The sequence below is a fragment of the Clostridium sp. FP2 genome (assembly GCF_011065955.2).
GTDB lineage: Bacteria > Bacillota > Clostridia > Clostridiales > Clostridiaceae > Clostridium_AD > Clostridium_AD tagluense.
In genome coordinates this window covers 2,167,840-2,186,967 of record NZ_JAAMNI020000001.1, presented here as the reverse complement: position 1 = coordinate 2,186,967, position 19,128 = coordinate 2,167,840, and the positions used below count along the sequence as shown (strand labels likewise).

At 33.5% G+C, this 19,128-nt stretch carries 22 protein-coding genes; 2 read left to right on the top strand and 20 right to left on the bottom strand.

The annotated features are described in order from the left end of the window. Positions 1-169: 169 nt before the first annotated feature. The 12 genes from G9F71_RS10465 to G9F71_RS10410 all read right to left on the bottom strand — a co-directional run bounded on the left by G9F71_RS10465 (position 170) and on the right by G9F71_RS10410 (position 10,666). Positions 170-949 carry a hypothetical protein gene (locus G9F71_RS10465; protein WP_164948341.1) on the bottom strand — a complete coding sequence of 260 codons (780 nt, stop codon included), beginning with the start codon at positions 947-949 and terminating at the stop codon, positions 170-172. A 177-nt stretch (positions 950-1,126) separates the two neighbouring features. After that, entirely contained in the window at positions 1,127-1,756 is a 630-nt protein-coding gene (locus G9F71_RS10460) for a hypothetical protein (RefSeq protein WP_164948342.1), read from the bottom strand. Between the two features lie 369 nt (positions 1,757-2,125). Beyond that, positions 2,126-2,827, bottom strand: a complete 702-nt coding sequence (locus tag G9F71_RS27590; RefSeq protein ID WP_304519621.1) for a recombinase family protein — start codon at positions 2,825-2,827, stop codon at positions 2,126-2,128. Between the two features lie 609 nt (positions 2,828-3,436). Then, positions 3,437-3,583: an N-acetylmuramoyl-L-alanine amidase gene (locus G9F71_RS27280; protein WP_164948343.1), complete on the bottom strand. Its 147-nt coding sequence runs from the start codon at positions 3,581-3,583 to the stop codon at positions 3,437-3,439. Positions 3,584-3,666: 83 nt separating this feature from the next. After that, positions 3,667-3,903: a DUF2922 domain-containing protein gene (locus G9F71_RS10445; RefSeq protein WP_164948344.1), complete on the bottom strand. Its 237-nt coding sequence runs from the start codon at positions 3,901-3,903 to the stop codon at positions 3,667-3,669. Between the two features lie 260 nt (positions 3,904-4,163). Further along, a complete protein-coding gene (locus G9F71_RS10440; RefSeq protein ID WP_164948345.1) occupies positions 4,164-4,697 on the bottom strand; it encodes a sigma-70 family RNA polymerase sigma factor in 534 nt (177 codons plus the stop codon). A gap of 32 nt (positions 4,698-4,729) precedes the next feature. Beyond that, positions 4,730-4,900: a hypothetical protein gene (locus G9F71_RS10435; RefSeq protein WP_164948346.1), complete on the bottom strand. Its 171-nt coding sequence runs from the start codon at positions 4,898-4,900 to the stop codon at positions 4,730-4,732. A gap of 243 nt (positions 4,901-5,143) precedes the next feature. Further along, the gene (locus G9F71_RS10430) at positions 5,144-7,453 is read right to left on the bottom strand and encodes a virulence-associated E family protein (protein ID WP_164948456.1); all 2,310 of its coding nucleotides are present in this window, start codon (positions 7,451-7,453) and stop codon (positions 5,144-5,146) included. Positions 7,454-7,568: 115 nt separating this feature from the next. After that, a complete protein-coding gene (locus G9F71_RS10425; RefSeq protein ID WP_164948347.1) occupies positions 7,569-9,521 on the bottom strand; it encodes a DNA polymerase in 1,953 nt (650 codons plus the stop codon). A 12-nt stretch (positions 9,522-9,533) separates the two neighbouring features. Continuing rightward, complete coding sequence (locus G9F71_RS10420; RefSeq protein ID WP_164948348.1) at positions 9,534-10,055, bottom strand: DUF2815 family protein; 522 nt, start codon at positions 10,053-10,055, stop codon at positions 9,534-9,536. A gap of 14 nt (positions 10,056-10,069) precedes the next feature. Next, on the bottom strand, positions 10,070-10,438 hold the full coding sequence (locus G9F71_RS10415; protein WP_164948349.1) for an rRNA biogenesis protein rrp5: 369 nt from the start codon (positions 10,436-10,438) through the stop codon (positions 10,070-10,072). A gap of 12 nt (positions 10,439-10,450) precedes the next feature. Continuing rightward, positions 10,451-10,666 carry a helix-turn-helix transcriptional regulator gene (locus G9F71_RS10410; RefSeq protein WP_164947136.1) on the bottom strand — a complete coding sequence of 72 codons (216 nt, stop codon included), beginning with the start codon at positions 10,664-10,666 and terminating at the stop codon, positions 10,451-10,453. A gap of 176 nt (positions 10,667-10,842) precedes the next feature. Between G9F71_RS10410 and G9F71_RS10405 the strand changes: the two genes are divergently transcribed. Both G9F71_RS10405 and G9F71_RS10400 read left to right on the top strand, forming a co-directional pair. Then, on the top strand, positions 10,843-11,250 hold the full coding sequence (locus tag G9F71_RS10405) for a helix-turn-helix domain-containing protein (protein ID WP_164948350.1): 408 nt from the start codon (positions 10,843-10,845) through the stop codon (positions 11,248-11,250). Between the two features lie 34 nt (positions 11,251-11,284). Further along, positions 11,285-11,797: an ImmA/IrrE family metallo-endopeptidase gene (locus G9F71_RS10400; RefSeq protein ID WP_164948351.1), complete on the top strand. Its 513-nt coding sequence runs from the start codon at positions 11,285-11,287 to the stop codon at positions 11,795-11,797. Between the two features lie 154 nt (positions 11,798-11,951). Here G9F71_RS10400 and G9F71_RS10395 read toward each other — a convergent pair whose 3' ends face one another. The 8 genes from G9F71_RS10395 to G9F71_RS10360 form a co-directional block, all read right to left on the bottom strand. Continuing rightward, the gene (locus tag G9F71_RS10395) at positions 11,952-13,193 is read right to left on the bottom strand and encodes an AAA family ATPase (RefSeq protein WP_164948352.1); all 1,242 of its coding nucleotides are present in this window, start codon (positions 13,191-13,193) and stop codon (positions 11,952-11,954) included. A gap of 374 nt (positions 13,194-13,567) precedes the next feature. After that, positions 13,568-13,726 carry a hypothetical protein gene (locus tag G9F71_RS10390; RefSeq protein ID WP_164948353.1) on the bottom strand — a complete coding sequence of 53 codons (159 nt, stop codon included), beginning with the start codon at positions 13,724-13,726 and terminating at the stop codon, positions 13,568-13,570. A 409-nt stretch (positions 13,727-14,135) separates the two neighbouring features. Next, a complete protein-coding gene (locus G9F71_RS10385) occupies positions 14,136-14,543 on the bottom strand; it encodes a hypothetical protein (RefSeq protein WP_187353440.1) in 408 nt (135 codons plus the stop codon). 127 nt (positions 14,544-14,670) lie between these two features. Then, positions 14,671-14,811 (bottom strand): hypothetical protein, encoded by a 141-nt coding sequence (locus tag G9F71_RS10380; protein WP_164948354.1) that lies wholly within the window; start codon positions 14,809-14,811, stop codon positions 14,671-14,673. 74 nt (positions 14,812-14,885) lie between these two features. Next, complete coding sequence (locus G9F71_RS10375; RefSeq protein WP_164948457.1) at positions 14,886-15,494, bottom strand: nuclease domain-containing protein; 609 nt, start codon at positions 15,492-15,494, stop codon at positions 14,886-14,888. A 6-nt stretch (positions 15,495-15,500) separates the two neighbouring features. Beyond that, on the bottom strand, positions 15,501-15,812 hold the full coding sequence (locus G9F71_RS10370) for a hypothetical protein (protein WP_202017897.1): 312 nt from the start codon (positions 15,810-15,812) through the stop codon (positions 15,501-15,503). A 3-nt stretch (positions 15,813-15,815) separates the two neighbouring features. Further along, positions 15,816-16,103, bottom strand: a complete 288-nt coding sequence (locus G9F71_RS10365; protein WP_202017908.1) for an AAA family ATPase — start codon at positions 16,101-16,103, stop codon at positions 15,816-15,818. A 258-nt stretch (positions 16,104-16,361) separates the two neighbouring features. Then, positions 16,362-19,079: a phospholipase D-like domain-containing anti-phage protein gene (locus G9F71_RS10360; RefSeq protein ID WP_164948355.1), complete on the bottom strand. Its 2,718-nt coding sequence runs from the start codon at positions 19,077-19,079 to the stop codon at positions 16,362-16,364. Positions 19,080-19,128 lie beyond the last annotated feature (49 nt).

Sequence of the window (19,128 nt, the reverse complement as noted above, 5' to 3'; positions counted from 1 at the left end):
GATGTAAAATTTATTTATATAAGCTTTTTAGCTCTGGTAATTTCACTGAAAAATAGTTATTACTAACAGTACACTTACATGAATTTATTCCTGTAAATACTAATAAAGAAAAAAGGCAAAATGCAGAATTTACTTTGCCTTTTCCCTTTATATCCATTACATCTGCTTATTATTTAGTTATAGTTCCACCTAGCAATGAACCATTTTTTGCATCTATCCAAACAATCAGGTCTCCTTCATATGGCTTAACCATTTTAAAGGTAAATGTATATGCCAATCTAGTGTCTTTTATTAATTTTTCTGTAACTTTACTTGTCCATCTATAATTTGGATTTATAATAACCATATCTTTTGTTTTAATTTTTTCAACTATAAACCCATCAAATTCTTTTGCAGATTCAACTGCAATTTTTTCAGCCTCTTCCTGCTTCAATTTTATATTTATTTCTGGTACCTTAGATACAAACATTTTGCTCGCTACAGCTACATCCCCTGTTGATGGATCTAATGCAACAACTTCAAAATCAAAATCATACTTATAACCTTTATAAGTGCGTTTCCACTCATAGGATATAAAACCATTATTAAAATTTGATTCTGATATGAAAGTCTTATTCTCTTCTGATGTATTATTACTTTTTTTAAGACTCTCAGCTACATTTTCAGCAATTTTTTTCAATTCTTCTTTATTAAGTGATTTATCCTTATTCGCTATTGTTTTTTTCGATGTTATATTTTTATTTATATATGAAATAGGTTCATTATTTTCATCCACTTTTACTAATATTTCTTCATTTTCCATATCTACTACGCTCATATCATAGATAGGTATTAAGTTCTTTTTTATTTTTTTGAAATTAGTATTAACCTTATCATTTCCAAGTTCATCAGCCTTAAATCCATTCTTAACTTTACCAGAACTTTGAACTACTTGTATATCCTCAACCAAAGCTTTAGCATTTTCCTCTGCTATACTCTAATCAAACGTATATTTCTTCTCTTGTGCCTGTGTTGTATTTTTACTTAAACCAACACTAGCGGTAACAACACAAATCATAAGTACTAAAACTACTATTTTACTTCTCACTTTCATAACATTATCCCTTCCTTTATCAATAATTAAATTCTACTTTACTGTCATATTCGACTTTCCATAAACCTTATACCCAGATAAACCTGTACTAGAATAAGCAAGCCATATCGCATTATCTAAACTCTCTCCTCGAGTTAATTCGCCAAACACAAACTCAGTAAATACACCGTATTTAGCGTTATCATATGTCTCTACTTTCCAACCTAAGTATGCATGGTTTAGTCCGTCTGAACTTTTAATATTAAAAGCACTAGCAAATGATTCATCACTACCTGTAAGACAAGTATCAGTATACACAAATTTATAAAAACCAGCAGCCTTAGCAGCGATTTCCGAAGCTGAAATTGACTCAGACCCATTTTTTCCAGTGGAGATAGAACCCACGTTTCCATGACCACTTACATAAAAACAAGTTATTGTTGGAACAGCTGATAAAACACTACTCTTTGTATATGCCATATTGGGATCATTACATCCGTACCCCCACTTTTCAAAAGATTCTTTTGCTTTAGTAGCTTGAGATTTCCCATTGAGTATAAAGTGACCGTCATAATTTACATATGCCGATTTTCCCGAAACAGCTGCTAAAACATTTACTGATAAAGCCACACACATCATGATACTTGTTAAAACTATAACTATTCCTTTTTTCTTAATTTTCATTTTTTCCTCCTTAGAATCATTTTAGTTTACTTACATTATTATACATCATTATATATATTTTGTAAATAATTTAATTTTATTGATAATATGTATATTATTGTACTACATTTTATTAGTTTTCACTAATGCTAGTGTCACTTCACGACTTATATACTCAAGAAAAAAAATGTGCATTTTCCACAACGTTCCATCCTAAATACTCCTGCACGAATATCATAATTTATATATCTTCGTAGTAATCTACATAATACTACTAAGGTAATTCAATTAAGTATTCTAAATAAGTTTTATGAGGTCAAAACAGGCAATCTCCATGGAGACCACCTTAAATTTATAATACCAATGATTTTATTGAATTTCTAGCAAAAATTATTCTATTACAACCTCTACTTCTGTACCATCAATCAAACTTACAATAATCTCAATAAACTCCCCAGTCTTATACCTTACTAAAACATTCTCACTCTGCAACCCTTTCTTCCACTTCTCCATGAAGTAATCCTTGTTTTCAATCATGCCATTAAAGGTATTTATAAACGCTTGATATAAACCCTTATCATCTATATGCTTATTTTTACAGCCCTTTTCACCTTTAATAGCGTATTTTTTATTGCATCTCCAAATCACCCTTCGTAATCTTTCATCAATGGAGTTCCATACCTTCCTTCCAAATGTACTACCGCAGCATCCACAAATAACTCTTCCTGCAAAAGGATTACCTACTGTAGCATAATCAACTTCGCTTATGTTATATTGTTGGGCAAAAGCTTTTCTTCTTTTCATTTCAAGTTGCACTGCCTCCCACATTTCTTTATCAATAATTGCAGGATGGCTTTCTTCAACATAATATTGAGGGACTTCTCCATTGTTTTCAACTCTTTTCTTTGTAAGGAAATCTACCGTGTACGTCTTTTGAAGCAAAGCATCACCTTTATATTTCTCATTGCTAAGCATTTTTCTAATACTGTTTTCATACCATTTAGCCTTACCATTCCAGTTTGGAACTCCTTCTTCTTCAAGTTCTCTAGCTATTCTATTTGGCTCTTTGCCATCAAGGTAACCTGTATAAATTCTTTTTACTATCTTGGCTTGTTTTGCATTAGTAACTAGGTTGCCATCTTCCCCTTTATCGTAGCCTAAAAACTTTGTGCAATTGACTGTTACCTTTCCCTGCTCAAATTTCCTCCTTATTCCCCATGTGGAATTTTCTGAAATGCTTCTACTTTCATCTTGGTGGATGCGAGGGGTGTCGAAGCCCTGTCCGAAAGCCGTAACACCTAGTCATGCACGAGTACAGTTTTTACTTTTACTGAAATATGAACATCCTTCTACATGCTATTTACTTCCATTCTTAGTAGTGTATACAGTTACACTTTGATTTTTACTTAGTGTAGATACTGTCCCCTATTCAGAAATCCCTTTTACTATTCTTATGTTTCTATTAATTTATCAGCCCCTCAACTTCTTCTATCCTAAATCCCCATCAGTTGTCTCATCTTCACCTAGCTATGCATTCCCTTTTTTCATGTGCCTAGAACACCCCATTACATAATTATTGCCCCAAAAGCCGCCCCCATAACTTCCTAATTTGATTTTCAGCATTTCTCGTACAGCATATGAACCTGCTACAACCCTATAAATATTTTGTACGCTTGCTTGTTCCGGTACTGAAGGTTCATTTTAGCTTACACCTACTTCTGTAAGAATAGCTTTAGTGAATACTTTAATAATCTCACTTCTTTTACTATCAAAAACGTTATTATCATTAGTGCTATCAATAAACCCAATCTCCACTAGCACAGCTGAGGCCTTGGTTTCTCTTAGCACATGAAAATTAGCCGCCTTTACTCCTCTGTCTCCTTATTTAAATGTTTAAGCAAAAAAACAGTGCCCTCGCAGGCACTATTTCCCTAAGCTACTTCAACTGTACTAGTATCAGTAGTAACTATCTTAGCATCTTTCTTGCCAATTAACTTACCACTCGCTGCTGCAAAAATGTTTTTTGCGATTACTAAATCCATAAGAGCATTTACCTCAGCTTCTTTCACAGTTGAAACTCCATTTCCATCAGTTTTAATATCATCTACCGTTAAAGTAAAATACTTACCTTCTGTAGATGTTAAAAATCTCATAGCTAATTTATGCATATCACATTACCTCCTTTTAATTATTTGACTCAAGGGTTTTGAATTCTAGGTTTTCATTCTCAGCTTTCAATTATCAGATAACAACTAAGCATTAACTAAGCTGTACTGATCTTCTCTGTCTAGTCCGAATAATGGATAATCTTTAAAGTGCTGGCTACCTTTGTTGATTTAACTGCCATGCTAATTCCCCCTTTCATTTTGTTTTCATTGAATATATATGCCCTGCAAAGTTTTGTGCGGAGCTTTTAAAAAATACTAATTCACATAAGTCTTCTTAGTTTCTCTAAGGCTTTTCTCTTCATTCGTGCAAATTGATGGTAGCCTTTATCCATATCACAAGCTATTTCTCCTAGTGGTTGCTCCATAAAATAGTATCTATTCAAAATATCCCGCTCAGTGGGATCAAGTTTATCAAGAGCTACATATAGTTTTTTAACTTCATCATGTGCTATTACTTCATCTTCTAAGGTGAATTCATAATCTCCACTAGTATCAAAATCTAACATTTCACTGTTTGGCGTCTCCCTAAAATGCTTTATTTTCCCTTTTAAAAGGGCTCTAAAGTTCATTTTTATGGCATTTATACAATAACCATTAAAGCTGTTACTTCCTAGCTTGTACATGGCTATTGCTTTTAAAACTGAAAGATAACCATGTTGAACTAAGTCTTCATAATCATAACTTGGAATGTGATATTTTGAAGCCTCCTTGAATATGAGATATTTGAATTTTCCCATTATTTCTTCTGTAGCGCCTTCTTCTTTAGCTTTTGCCTTTTCAACTAATTTTTCCATGATATACACCGCCTTTTTATATTTTATAAAAGCTATATGCATCCCTCGCATTTATCCATGGTTAATCCAGCATCAAAAGGCCTTAAGTTAAGTAAAATTAAGTTCTCTTGTTCCCATAAAATCCTCTCCCGACGTAGTGATTTTTTAATCCTTATATTCACTGCATTTAACTGTGATACCTGAGCAATGCTTTTTTCATCCACTTGTCCACTTGTCCACTTGTCCCGCCGATAAATGACTTATTTACTAGGTTTCAATACATCTTTGGGACAAGGTGGACAAGATTCTCTTACGCGGGTATGCCTATTAGGCACACCTGTCCCTTTTATTCTACCTAATTTACATACTTCTATAGACAATTCTTGTCCCACTTGTCCCGAAGTAGCTCTAAACCTTTATTCCATAAGGCTTTAAGTGGTGGGACAAGCTCTGGGACAACCTATAATCTACTGTCCACACTGTCCCGCAGATTCCCTCAAAAAAACTCTTTGCCTTCCGTAAATAGGTAATTGAACTCTATCATTAATCTTCTCCCACCCTTCCATTTTCCTCATTATCCCCCCTATCTCATAAGAATCTATTTTTTTTAACATACTTGCATCCTTCCCAAAGAGTTCACACCAAACCTCCATTACACAAACACGATCACGTATTACTGTTCCTACAGTTTTTACTGCCAGTTCTCCCTCACCTCTTAAAAACCCTCTCCGCTCATACAAGCTCATCTCTTCCCAATTACTTGGAAGAAGTTTATCTAAATACTCTCTAACTATGCCTTCCCTTTCATCACTTTCAAAAGCTTCAATTTGTGCCGTTTCTGCGGCTTCAGTAAGAGAGCTTGCCAGTATTAAAGATTCTCCCTTGTTATACATCATTAAGACTTCCGCCCATATTTGATCTATGTCTTTTATATCCCAAGGTTTAAATTCAGAGCTGCCCTTAACCTTTACAGGCCAAAATCTTCTACCTCCTGTGGTGTCTCTTAAAAAACCTGCTTCTTGATTAGTAGTGCCTACAATAATGCACTGCCTTGGATGTTCCTCCACTACTCGTCCATAGCTTGCTCTAAATTTATCATCCTGCCTTGTTAAAAAGGATTTTAAGGTATCCTCATCAACCTTTTTAATACCTGCCAGTTCCCCAATTTCTAAAATCCAGCTCCCTTGCAATTTTTCTGCTGCTGTCTTATCATGCATATCCGCTATACTTAGTGCATCACTAAAAAATTTCCCACCAAGCTTTGAGAATATAGTACTTTTACCTATTCCCTGAGGACCATTTAAAATAAGGGTGGTATCAAATTTAATCCCAGGCTTCATAACTCTAGCTATTGCCCCACATAAGGTTTTCCTTGTAACCGCTCTAACATATTCACTATCAGCTGCCCCTAAATATTTAATTAGTAAGGTAGAAGCACGCGGAACGTTATCCCAGGTCGGTAGAGACTTTAAAAATTCTTTTACTGGGTGAAAGGATCTCTCTATAGCAACCTTTAATAGAGCCTCCTGACATTTACTTGGGGACCAAAGCTTATATTTTTTTTCAAGATAACAAGAGAGGCCTGCATCATCCCCTAAGGACCAACCAGCCTTTAATCTTTTCCAAGGCACCTCACTTAGTGTTTCTATTCTCTCACTATGCTCATTATAAGCAATTCCCACTAAGGCAGGATCATGCTTGATTATTAATACTAGATTAGTCAAAGTTTCCTTAAAGCCCCCTTTAGCATTAATCTCTAACTGCTCTGCCCAATTATCCACGCTGCTGAAATCTTCACTAGCCTCATTAATATGTTCAAGGGCTATTTGACTTTTCACGCAGCTATCTTTCATGGCAAGCTCTTGCATGGCCTTAAAGGAAGGCATTTTATTCATCGGTGTTCCTTCCCGAGTTTCATCATCCAGACCGCCAAACTTATGAAGTCTTACTAAATCAAAGGCATTACAAAGTTTACCTGAGGCGGGATCTGTTCCGTGGTGCGAGTATGCAAAGTCACCTTTTTCATAAATAACAAGTCCTCCTGCTGTTGTTCCCTTAGTATAGGTGTATCTATTTTCCATAACACAGGTCACATATACCTCACTTAAAAACTTTTCTATTACACCCAGGATGTTATAAGTTCTACAAAATGCACCTACTACTCCACCCTTTTCACTTGGATTTCCTTGCTTATCTGCTAGCTTTTCCCTCCTTTTTATATTTCTTGAGGACTCCGGCCAAAAACTTGTATCCTGCCAATTTTCATACCTACTTAAGATTTCATCTGGATTTAACCACTGGGAATCTTGATACTTAAAAACAAATTCTCCATCCAGGGACGTTGAGGGCCAATACATAAGCCTTGAAGGTTCATAGGTTGTATCATCAAAATAATCTATTCCTATATCCCCTGCAATTTTTCTAGATACCGCTCCATATTCTTCAGAACTTACTGCTCTACTTAAGGGAATAACTAGCCTAAGCCTTGGTAAATCCGGACTATGCTTATGGGTTGTATACATTGCGCAGCCAAAATCAAATAACATTTCTATAGTATCCCACAGACCCTTCTGTCCATAGTCAGCATCTAAAGTAATGAGGCATCTACTCAGTACCGCATCACTTTTTCTTTTTCCTTCTCTTAAAGCTCCACCAACAAAACCACCAACATCCTTAAGGTTATCTTGCTCAATCTTTGGTAATTTTTTATATTCCTCGCAGGTCTCAGGCGTTCTTGTAGTTTTGCACACTCTACTTAAAAACTCAGACCACTTCATGATTTGATTTTTCCACTTTAACTCTTTACGGTTTCTTCCTATAGCAATAGTAATAAGGCCATCGTTTTTCAAAGATATTCCCCTCCGACATTACACATAAAATTATTAGGTGCAGTTAATCTTTCTTATAATAATCAGTTTCAAAACCAGCTGCTTCTAGTGGAAGGTCAGGAGCCCAATCAATAGCTTGTCCCATAATTTCATTCACCTCCTGCAAAGACCCGAAACCCTTTGGTACATCTAAAATAACCTCATCATGGACATGGAATACTATTTTATAGCCTGCCTTGTCAATCCTAATCATTGCCTCTGCTAAGCAGTCTCTTGCAATTGCTTGTACTATGTTTTCAGTAAGTTTCCCACCAAAGGTACTAATCCTTCCCCACTGCTTTGTTACTTGCTCTATTCCCTCATAAGTAAGCTTTGGTTTGTTAAACCTAGCATCTGTTTCAATTCTAGGGCTAACATAAGCGAGACTTCTACCTGAGGGAAGTTTAATAAATAGCACACGTTTTGTGCAACTAAATTCAAGTCCATACCGCATTTTAACTATCTTATTTTCAGCCACTGCAATTATTGCTGCATTTTCAATTTCTCTCCAAAGCGCTACAATCTTTGGATTAGTTTTTCTCCAGGCTGTAACAATACCTCGAAGTTCTTCTTCCTTAAGTCCCATCTTTATTGCTCCCATATTAGTTAAGGCACCAACACTGCCCCCGAAACCACAAGCTAGGGTTGCTATTTTACCTTTCTCCCTTAATTCATACTGCGGATTGCCCTTTACTATCTTTTGAATTGGCACTCCAAACATCTTACTTGCAGTCATTTCATATATCTTTCCATGACTTTTAAAGGTATCAATAACCCATTTTTCACCTGCAAGATAAGCTATAACTCTAGCTTCAATAGCGCTAAAGTCTGATACAATAAATCTAGAATTCACTGATGGAATAAAAGCTGTCCTTATAAGCTGTGATAACACCTCTGGTACGCTATCAAAAAGCATTTCTAGCATTTCATAATCTCCTGATAAAATAAGTTCTCTTCCAAAACTTAAGTTATCCAAACTATTTCTAGGAAGATTATGAATTTGAACTAGTCTTCCTGCCCAGCGCCCCGTTCTGTTTGCTCCGTAAAACTGCATAAGTCCTCGCAACCTATCATCCTCGCATATTGCTCTTTCCATAGCTTCATATTTCTTAACAGAGGTTTTAGATAATTCTTGCCTAAGCTCAAGTACTCTTTTGACAGTAGCATCTTCTACTTCTTCTAGTAATTCCTTCACCTTTTCTTTAGATAAACTTTCAACCTTTAGCCCTTTACCTTGAAGCCAAATTTTTAATTGAGCTGGACTGTTTGGATTTTGAAGCTCCGTTAAATTTGCAGCCTCCACTGTAATCTTCTTTTCATAAGCTTCATCACAATTTATAGCATTATGGACTAACACTTTATCCACCCGGACTCCACCATCATTTATTTTTTGGTCTAGTACCCAAAGCTCCCACTCTTTATCTGTCAATGGAAACTGTTCAAGTCGACCCCTTATAGCTCTTTCAACTTCCACATCTTGCTTGCAATATGTTTTAAATATCTCCCATTTAGCTTTATCTGACTCTGTTAAATTATAATTTCTTCTTCCATAATCAATACTTGATTTGCAAGGCATAGAAAAATATCTAATAAGAGCCTTTCCCTCTCTCATTTTCTGCTGCTGCAAATTTAAGCACTTTGAAACTCCCTCTAGAGTTAACGGAAGCCCTAAACTTAAGGAATAAGCAGCACTACATCTCCACTGAGTCGGAATCATAGGTTTATTTAAGTATTTAGCAAGGCAGGTTCTCTCAAAGGAAGCATTAAAAGCTGTTTTTATAACTCGGGGACTTGTTAAATCCTCTATAATATTTTGTGGTAATTTTTCTCCAGAAGCTAGGTCTATAAGCTTTACTTCCTCATCATCATAAGCATAGGCAAATAATAATATTTCAAAATCCTTCGCCTGGGTATATGCATAAACTCCACATTTTGTAATATCAATACTGGAATAGGTCTCTATATCAATAGCAAGCAAATAATCAGCTCCTTAATTTAAAAAGTCCTCGTCCTGCCCAGCAAAATCTTCTTCTGCGCTACTATGACTACTAAGCATTTCTCCTTCTTCTAGCTTTTGAAGGTTTTGTAGTCCACAGGCTATGCCTTTATTTTCCTCTGAACTATACACATAAAATACAATGCTGGCTCTTCCATAACACCCACTATAAAATTCACTTTGATCTACTATAGCTCGCAGACTTTTGTTAACTATTCCAGGCTTTATATTGCTATTTGCGTTAATAAAATAGCTGCCTGCATAGGCCTTGTCATCAAATCTATCCACATCACCATCATGAAGAGGAGTTTTAAAGTTATAAGGTATGCCCGCCCCAAATTTTGATAGGCCCTCCTTTTTAGCAAGAGCAATTGCTGCATTTACTTTTCTTAGTGTTTCCACATCTGTTTTGGAAATTATGATACAAACGGAATATTTAGGCTCACTACCATTAATACTCTTTGGTTCCCACACATTTGCATAACTAAATCTCACTTTTCCAGTAATTACTTTCATGAATACACCCTCCTCTAATTAATAGAATTTGCTTTACTCAAAAGTTCACCATACCTTTCTTTTGGAATCTCTGTGAGCTTTGTAGCACCAAATCTTTTTATAAGTGCTTTAACTTCTTCCTGATTACCATTTTTTGAAAGCCTTGCAAGGGTTCCCCTAACTTCCTGTAGAGTTACTTCTTTAACTTCTGGTTGTGATGTTTCTACCTTTTCATTTGGTACTAGTACTTCTTGATTTTTCATAGGTCGCTCATCCTTAAGCTCTATTGCTTTTGGATTTACATTAAAAATAGGAACTGCATTATGAAGAACTGCAGCAAGAGTTAACAGAGAGTTTGTTATGTCCTCTGAAGCTTTTATATTAATATCAATGTTAATATGCATGATCTTCCTCCTTTATTGTAAATTTTGTTCACTATTAGAACAAAAAAATAACTGATCCACTGTAATTCCAAATAAATCTGCAATTCTTTTAGCAAGGCTAAATCCTGGCATTCTTCTGTTATTTTCAATCATATTCACATAGTCCTTACAAATACCAAGCTGACTTGCAAGCTTTACTTGAGACATACCTTTAAGTTCTCGTTGCCTAACAAACACCATATTTTTCATAATTTTCTCGCTCCCTCTCTATAGATTTATTGTATATATTTACTATATATGTTAATTATATCGAATGAATTGTTCAATGTAAATCGAACAAAAAGTTTTTTTGAATAATATTTTCGACATATTGACACAAATGGAACAATTTGCTATGATAAAATTAGAAAATGGAGGCGAATCTTATGTTATTTGGCGATAGAATTAAACAACTTAGATACAGTGCAGGTTTGACCCAAGCTGAACTTGGTAAGTTAATTGGAGTTTCCGATAGAGTTTTAGGATACTATGAAGCCAATGAAAGATTCCCTAGAAAACAGGAAGTCATTGCAAAATTTGCGGAAGTATTCAAGGTTTCTATTGACTATCTTCTTGGCAGCGATGGTTCGTTTTTGCAAGATTCTGGTGAAAAATATGGTGCTATAGGCCACACGCAAGCACAGGGAGTACTAAAGAGTGTAGAAACGCTGTTCGCTGGCGGAGAACTCATAGAGGATGATAAAGATGAGGTTTTCAGAATAATTTCAGAACTTTATTTCGATGCAAAAAAGAAAAATAAGGAGAAATACGGTAGGAAGAAAAAAGACAAATAACTTTTTCTACTAAACACCTGTGGGGAGTGTGCGAATGAATTGTTCAATGATTTCTAAATGTGCTAATAATCTAGTAAAAACTTATGAAACCAATAACCCTTTTAAAATAGCCGAATATCTTGGAATTGATTTGAAATATGAAAAGCTCCACCATTTAAAAGGGTTTTATACTTATGTACTAAGGAATAAATATATTGTTATAAATAATAATATAGATGAAATAAGCGCTGGCATTATTTGTGCTCACGAGATTGGTCATGACCGTTTTCATAGAGGCCTTGGCATTACTATGTATCAGGATGAAACCTGTATATCCTTAAAACCATCTACAATTGAAATACAAGCAAACTACTTTGCTGCAGAGTTTCTTATGCCCGATGATAAATTTTTAGAGCTAGTTGCGCAGGACTTTACTTATTCTCAAATAGCTTGTACTCTAGGTGTGCATACAGATCTTGCAATTATAAAAGCACAACTACTAAATAGCAGAGGTCATAATTTAAATGTACCTTATGTACCAGGGGCTAATTTTTTGGGGAAGATATAAAGAAAAATATAAACACTGCATTGAATAAACTCTCTAAAATAGTCAATAATTTAAATATCAATCCTCTTTAATAATAAATTAAATTAAAACAGTACTACACTAGGTTCCCCCCAAGTGCAGTACTGTTTTATTTTTATCATTATTCTAAAATCTTCTACATTTCTAGAACATTATTGTTTTTATTAGACTTTTGTTGATTAATCAGGGCCTCTAATTTATTCGAATTTTTATCAAGATTTACTAAAGACAAAGATGGATCTTCAGGATCAAGATACTTTTCTAATTCTCTTTTTAATGAATTCATTTCTGTCTTCTCTTTTTCATTAAGGTTAGAGTTATTAATGTATAACTCTTTAAATCTATCTAACCTATTCTGTACTTCAGGGTTTCTAACACTATCTAGTTGAAATACCGATAATAATAGCTGCTCTACTGTCCACCCATATGTTTCTTCGATATTTTCTTCAACCTTTACTATTCCTTCTTCCTTAATTAAAACTCTAATCTCTTCCTTTTTACAAGAGGATACAATATGTGGTGAATGTGTTGCAATTATTATTTGATTATTGTTACCAATATTTCTGTAGAAGTCTAGTATATTTTGTTGCCATTCTGGGTGCAAGCTCAACTCAGGTTCATCAATTAAGATAATTGAGTTCTGAAGATTTAATTGTAATAAAGCTCCGCCCCTGAAAAATATTTGTTTTTCACCTGCACTTAGTTGATCCGCTGAATGTACTTCACCAGTAGCCTCAACCCTAAAAACAGGTTCAAAATCTTTCACTCCAATAAATTTTTTTTCTTTAAAGAAAGAGTTATATAATTTTCTAAATCTATCAATTCTAAATGGTTTATTTCCAATGCTCAAATCCTCTAAGTCTTTATAATGCTCATTTATAATATACTGCTTCAAATTCAATTTATTGTTTTCATCTTCTGAAATTATTGTAGCAAACTCTTTAAGATCATTAGGTTTTATTGGAGCCTCAATTTTTTGTTTTTTGTAATTTACTTCTGCTTTTGAGTATACTAATGAAGAATGAATTCTTTTGTTATTTAATGTTTTAAAATTTGGTAGACCAATAAACTTAAATTCGTTATCCAAGCCTTTATTAACCTCAAGACTAAATATTTTATTCCGTTTATTGTCCTGTTTCAAATCATTAAGTTCTTTTATTTCATCATCTGTAAGCCTCATTTTTATTATAGATTTAGAAAACCCATCTTCATCCTTAAAAAAGGTTTCATTTTCAATAAATGTATTATAAATCAATTCAAGTATTGAGGTTTTACCTGTACCATTTTCACCAATAATGACACTTACATCCTCATTGAAATTTATTCTAAATTCTTTCAATGCCTTATATTTATTCACGTATAGTGATTTTATCTTCATGACCTCACCTCCAATATTAATTGCAAAAATGTATAAAATTTCCTTCTTATATACTATTTTCATAAACTGATGTACCTAATATTATTATACCTCAATTCCTTACACCCATCAAAGGAATCCATAAAAAAACTCACAGTAAGTTCCGTATTAGTAAATCTAATGGAATTTAAAACAGTATTAAAACAATAAGTAATCCAGATCCATTAATACCTCTAAATCATTCTATTAACATAAAAACTAAAATCCCACTAAATAATTTACCGTTATTCTCCAAGTCACAGTTACTCTAGCGGTATACTTGAAGCCCACTATATCTCTATATCATTATTTCTAGCAACTCTGTTTTTTATTATGTTCCAATCTTAATTTGATATCTACATATCACTTGCTACAGTGATTACATCATCTAAACATATAGCAAATCTACTTTCAATAAACCATCCTTCCTTTTTAAACCTCTCCATTAGTTCTATTTCACTGTGTTCTTTTGATAAAAACTTATTTAAATTGTCGCAATAACCTTTATTTTCCAATAACCCTTCATCATCACTTAACCTACAAGATAGCTCATAGTAGTTATTAACATATAAATAATAATTACAATGGCGCTCATTAATAATAATATCTTCAGCTCAGAGCTGAAGCATGAATTTTGAAATGTAGTAAATTCAACGGCTATATGGTTTTCAGATAAAAACTTTTTCGCAAACACTCTAAAATATACAAATTTTACGCGTTGACTCCCTTTAATATAATTCCATTTAAGGTTTGTTGTTGGAAATTAATATTCCATAATCATGAAATATATTGCATTTATTAACTTAAATAGTATCTATATGTATTATGGATTTATGTGCAATTCTTTATTATATCATAACAAGTGCTACATGTGTTGGTTAAAGTAGGCTTTGCGAAAAAATTCTATAAAATTAAGTGAATTTTTCATACTTCAGCTCTGTCTTCAGCTATAGAAAATTTACTATTTACCATATTGAAAATTGCATTTAACACCCTATGGATTTCATTTATATCTAAATCCATATCTTCTTTTATTTTATTTATTAATCTATTAGTTTCTTTATGCTCATATATTTTAATATCATAATCATCTTTTATGCTAAATTTTGAATAGGAATCCTTATAATTTGTAGATAGCTTATAACAGAAAATCTTATCAAATGATGTTTTCATTAAATCCCTGTTTTGACTCATTAAGTTATAAAACGCCTCTTTTTCATTTTCTCCATTAGAAACCCCTATAACCTGTAAATTTTCTACATCTGCCATATCTGTTTCAGAATTAGGTTGGTATGTGTATCCTTCATCCGTTAGAAATATATAGTTATCCATACTATTCTCCTTGTCTTTAAATAATTAATCCGATCTTATCATAAAAGTATATATGGATCAACTACTGATTTTAAAAACTAGTATTTGTTCTTATATTTCTATGTTGATACTCCGAACCTTATATTACTTAATTGGGTATACCCCTCCCAATATTAAATATCCTCCCCATTACCTCCCTAGGCCTTCTATTAAATTCCACCACCCTAAAATCATAGGAATTCCCATCATACTCTACTTTAATTTTCTCATCTTTTATAGATATCATCATTCCCCCTATAGAGAACCCCTTAATTCTACTATCCTTGTCAATAGTTCCCCCAATTTCTGTTTCAGTAAATGAACTTATCCTCTTAAGCTCTTGCCATAATCTGTATTCCTCTTTAGCTTTAATGCAAAATTCCGTAAATATTCCGTAGTATAAATCACCCTTACCACCTGATATCCTTTTACTTCAATTTTCCTGTGAAGCTTCCTCCATTCATCAATTTTAAAAACATAATAGTCCTCTTGCGAATCACTAGGTATTTCTTTTATAGTATTTCTTTTCACAATTTTGATATCTATTACCTTACCATAATAAGTTATACCAGCATCACCTACAAACCGTCTCTTTGACTGTACACAATTATCATAGTCCCCTGTTTTATTGTTTTTATATACTATGGCATCTCTATACCTGTGCATAGTGTTTATACCCTCTTCCTTAGCTCCAATACCGCCATAACTTTTCTGATACTGCGTTGTTGTATCTATTTTATACTTTGCATCAAATACAAACTCATAAGCCTTATCACTAACAAGTTTATCTATAGATAACATATTATCAGGCTTTTGCGTTATTGTTTTACTACCTTCATTTTTAGAATTTGAGTTACTTGATTTAAATGCGTTATAGCACACCTTAAAGGTTTCTCTTTTTCTTGGGTTTTCATATACTAATGTTGAAGTTATGCCTTTTTAAGTGAAATTAATTATTCCACTTAAGATATTGCCACCTCTGCCTGTGGGTGTTACTTTATTTCTTATATTAGGATTTTCATGATAAAACTCTATGGCGCTTTTATTTTTTCTTTCAATTGCTATTTCATAATTAGTATATTCCTTAAAACAAAGGTATTGATAAATGTCATCCACACATTCTTTACCTTCTATAATAATAGTAAGTGATTTTGACTCACCATAGGCTCTTTCATCTTTTCCAAATTGAGCTTTACTTAATAATTTTTGAGTAACAATTTCATCATCATCATTTATATTTCTTGTTTCCATAGATTATAAAATATCACTGAAATAATACTCCACGCTCGCTAAATTCATTTCATCAAGGCATAGAAAATAGGGCTTATCAATATTCTTCATGGCTTCATAGGCAGCATCAATAATAATACCTGGCACAAACTTATTTTCAATATTTCTGTAGCCTAATAGCTCCCTTGCATCTGACCAATCTGGTCTAACAGGTACTAATTGAAATCTTTGATTATCCCTATTAGTGGCAACTGCCTGCGCAAACAGTTCTACTATTTTACTCTTTCCAGTGCCTGAAATTCCTAAAAGAATAACAAAGGGTTTAGTTTTTCTTTTAAGCTCTCTAACAAATCTTTACAGCGAAAAACTACCGAAATATATTTATATATTTCCGCAGTATCCCTCACTGGCGTCGCCGTTTTTTTGTTTTTTTATTAGTCCACAACTTCACGTCTACTAAATCCTCATAAGATGTCTCATCTTCGCCTAGCTGCACATTCCCTTTTTTTAGGAGACTATCCAGACCCCATAGAAGAAACTGGAAACAGTTTCTTCTTGCTACTACTTTATTTACCAAGACTGCATCAAATATTTTTTCTTTTCTTTATTATCCAATATCTTAGTACAGCTTTCCCAGTCAACTTTACCTACACCCTTTTCATATCTGAGCTTAAAAGGATGACTCTTTGGCACCTCATCGATGATTCTATTTGCTTTTTCTATATCGTCGAGTGCTACTTGAATCCATACAGATTCTAGTACATCTGGTATTTGTCCAAACATATCATGAATATTTTCTAATCTCTCAGATAACATAGCATGAACTTTATCCTCTACGGAGTCCTTATACCTCATATTGTAAATAAACACCTTCTCGTTTATTTGTCCTATTCTTTGTATTCGTCCTTTTCTTTGCTCTAATCTTGTTGGATTCCAAGGTAAATCGAGATTTATTAATGTACCCAGTGTTTGTAGGTTTAGTCCTTCTGATGCTGCATCTGTTCCTAATAATATTTTAATTTCATATCTTTTAACCATTGCTTTAATTTCTTCTTTTGTTTTCTTAGTATATACTCCATCAATAAGCATTCCTGATTTTTCTCCACCAGCATATATTCCTATAGTTTCACCTTTAATATCTTTAGATAAACTTTCTGCTACCCAGTACGCCGAATCATAATATTGAGAAAATACAATACAACCTTTTTCTTTCCAATTTTCGTTAACCAATAAGTTGTACACTAACTGGTATTTAGGATCTTTTTCTTTATTTATTTGTATTGTTATTATGAACTTTTCAAGGCATTCTCTTTCTTCATCTGTTAAATCTTTTATTCCATCTCCCATAGCATCATTTGAATTGTCACTGTCATCATCATCATCATCCTCTTCATCATCCGCCACGACTCCCCACTGCAACATCTTCCTAGCGGTAGATTCACCCGCAATCATTGTACTTCCAACTCGCTTTAGAAGTAGTGTCTTTATAAAACCACCACCTTTTACTCTTTGAGATAGCAGTTTAGAGAATTTTTCAGCATATCCATATGCTTCTTGAAGATAAAGAGGTAATGAAATAGATTCTTTATCCTTTTCACCAAATAATTTTACTTCTACTTTTTTTAAATAAGACTCATTAGTTTCTGGGTCTATTTCATTCTCTAAGAACTCTCTTGTTCGTCTAACAATATGTCTTATAAAAGGATTATGTTTTTCTATAAATCCACCTGCAATAATACGACCTATCTTTCTTTCTTCTGGAGTTCCTCTTAAAATTTTCAATGAATCCGGATTAATAACAAAATCTTCATCACACATATTTAATTTTCTTCTTATTCTTCCAAAAGTCATCATATCCTCTTCCTTAGGTGGAAATGGATTTCTGAGCCACTCCCAATTTTCCAAGCTTAATCCTTCCAGTTCAGATCTTCCCATAACTAGGTCTAATGCCTTTTTAGAATTAGTTCTCCATTTACTAAACCTATCCCCTAAAACATTTGCTGTCTTCTGTGACAATATGTTAAGTAAATCCCAACCCTCTATAGGGTACATTTGAACTGGTGTGGCTGTAGCTAAGAGCATACTTTTAGTATTGTATGATATTTTAAGTAGGAAATCTAATACATTATTAGGTTTAGGTTTCTCATTTTCCTTTCCTTCTCCTAAATTCCTTCTTCTAGCCCTATGACATTCATCTACAATGATACATTCAAATTCCATCCCTAATAGGTGTTCTATACATTCTGAGTTCGCTGTTATTAACCCCTGGGACATAATACCAACTTTTCTAGGACACTTTTTTATGGACTTAGAACCATCTGATGGATACTTTAATCCATTTTCATCAATCCATTCTTTACCATTCCAAACTGCCGATGGCATATCTAATAAGGTACTCATTTCTTCTTGCCATTGCCACATAAGCGTTTTAGGAACAATTATTAATATTGGTTTATCACCATGCAAAGCCATTAATTGTGCAGATGCTGCTAGCTGTATTGTCTTACCTAATCCAACCATGTCAGCTAATATATATCTAGCTCCATAGGATTTCTTGTGAGCATCAAAAACAAGATTTACAAAGTATTTTTGATGCTCCCATAACCCACATTCTTTTCTATATACAGGTGATTCAACTATTACAGAAGCTGGATCTGACTCTTCTTTCCACTCTTCCACAGTTGATATTTTTGTTCTCTTAGATATTCTTTCTATATCCTCTATAACAAAATCCGAAAGTGGCACTGCAAAATGACTATTCCAAAGTCCATCAAATTCTTCTTGAACCCACTTAATTGTATCTTCTGAATCATCTTCCCATAGTAATTCATAGTTTAATTTCCAAGCTGAAAATGTCTCATTAACACTTCCCATAAAGGAAGTTTTTGAACCATCCTTTAAAGTGATAACTCCAGCTTTCCCATGGATTAATCCAAAATAGTCATTAGGTAAAACCCTTACTTGTAACTTTTCATTTTTCAATAAATTATATAACTTCTCTAACCTTTTTGAAGAGGTAAACTGTATCTCCTCTGGTTTGAATTCACACCATTCTTTTCTCATAGCATTTTTAGCTAGAGTAGCTGTCATTACATCTTCCTTGTTCAAATCAGAATTACAAATAATCCTTACTATGCCTTCCATATTTTCAAGTTCTTCACTTGCCACTTCTAAAATAGAAGAGCTAAAGTACCCTGCTATTCTGTCATAGGCTTTAGCTCCTCTTAATTTATTGTTTAGGAAGGATTTGTCTAATTTATTTCTTCTTGAAGAATATTTCGTTAACAAATCAAATTTTCCTCCTAAAATGTTATTTTACATTTAATATTATTTTTAT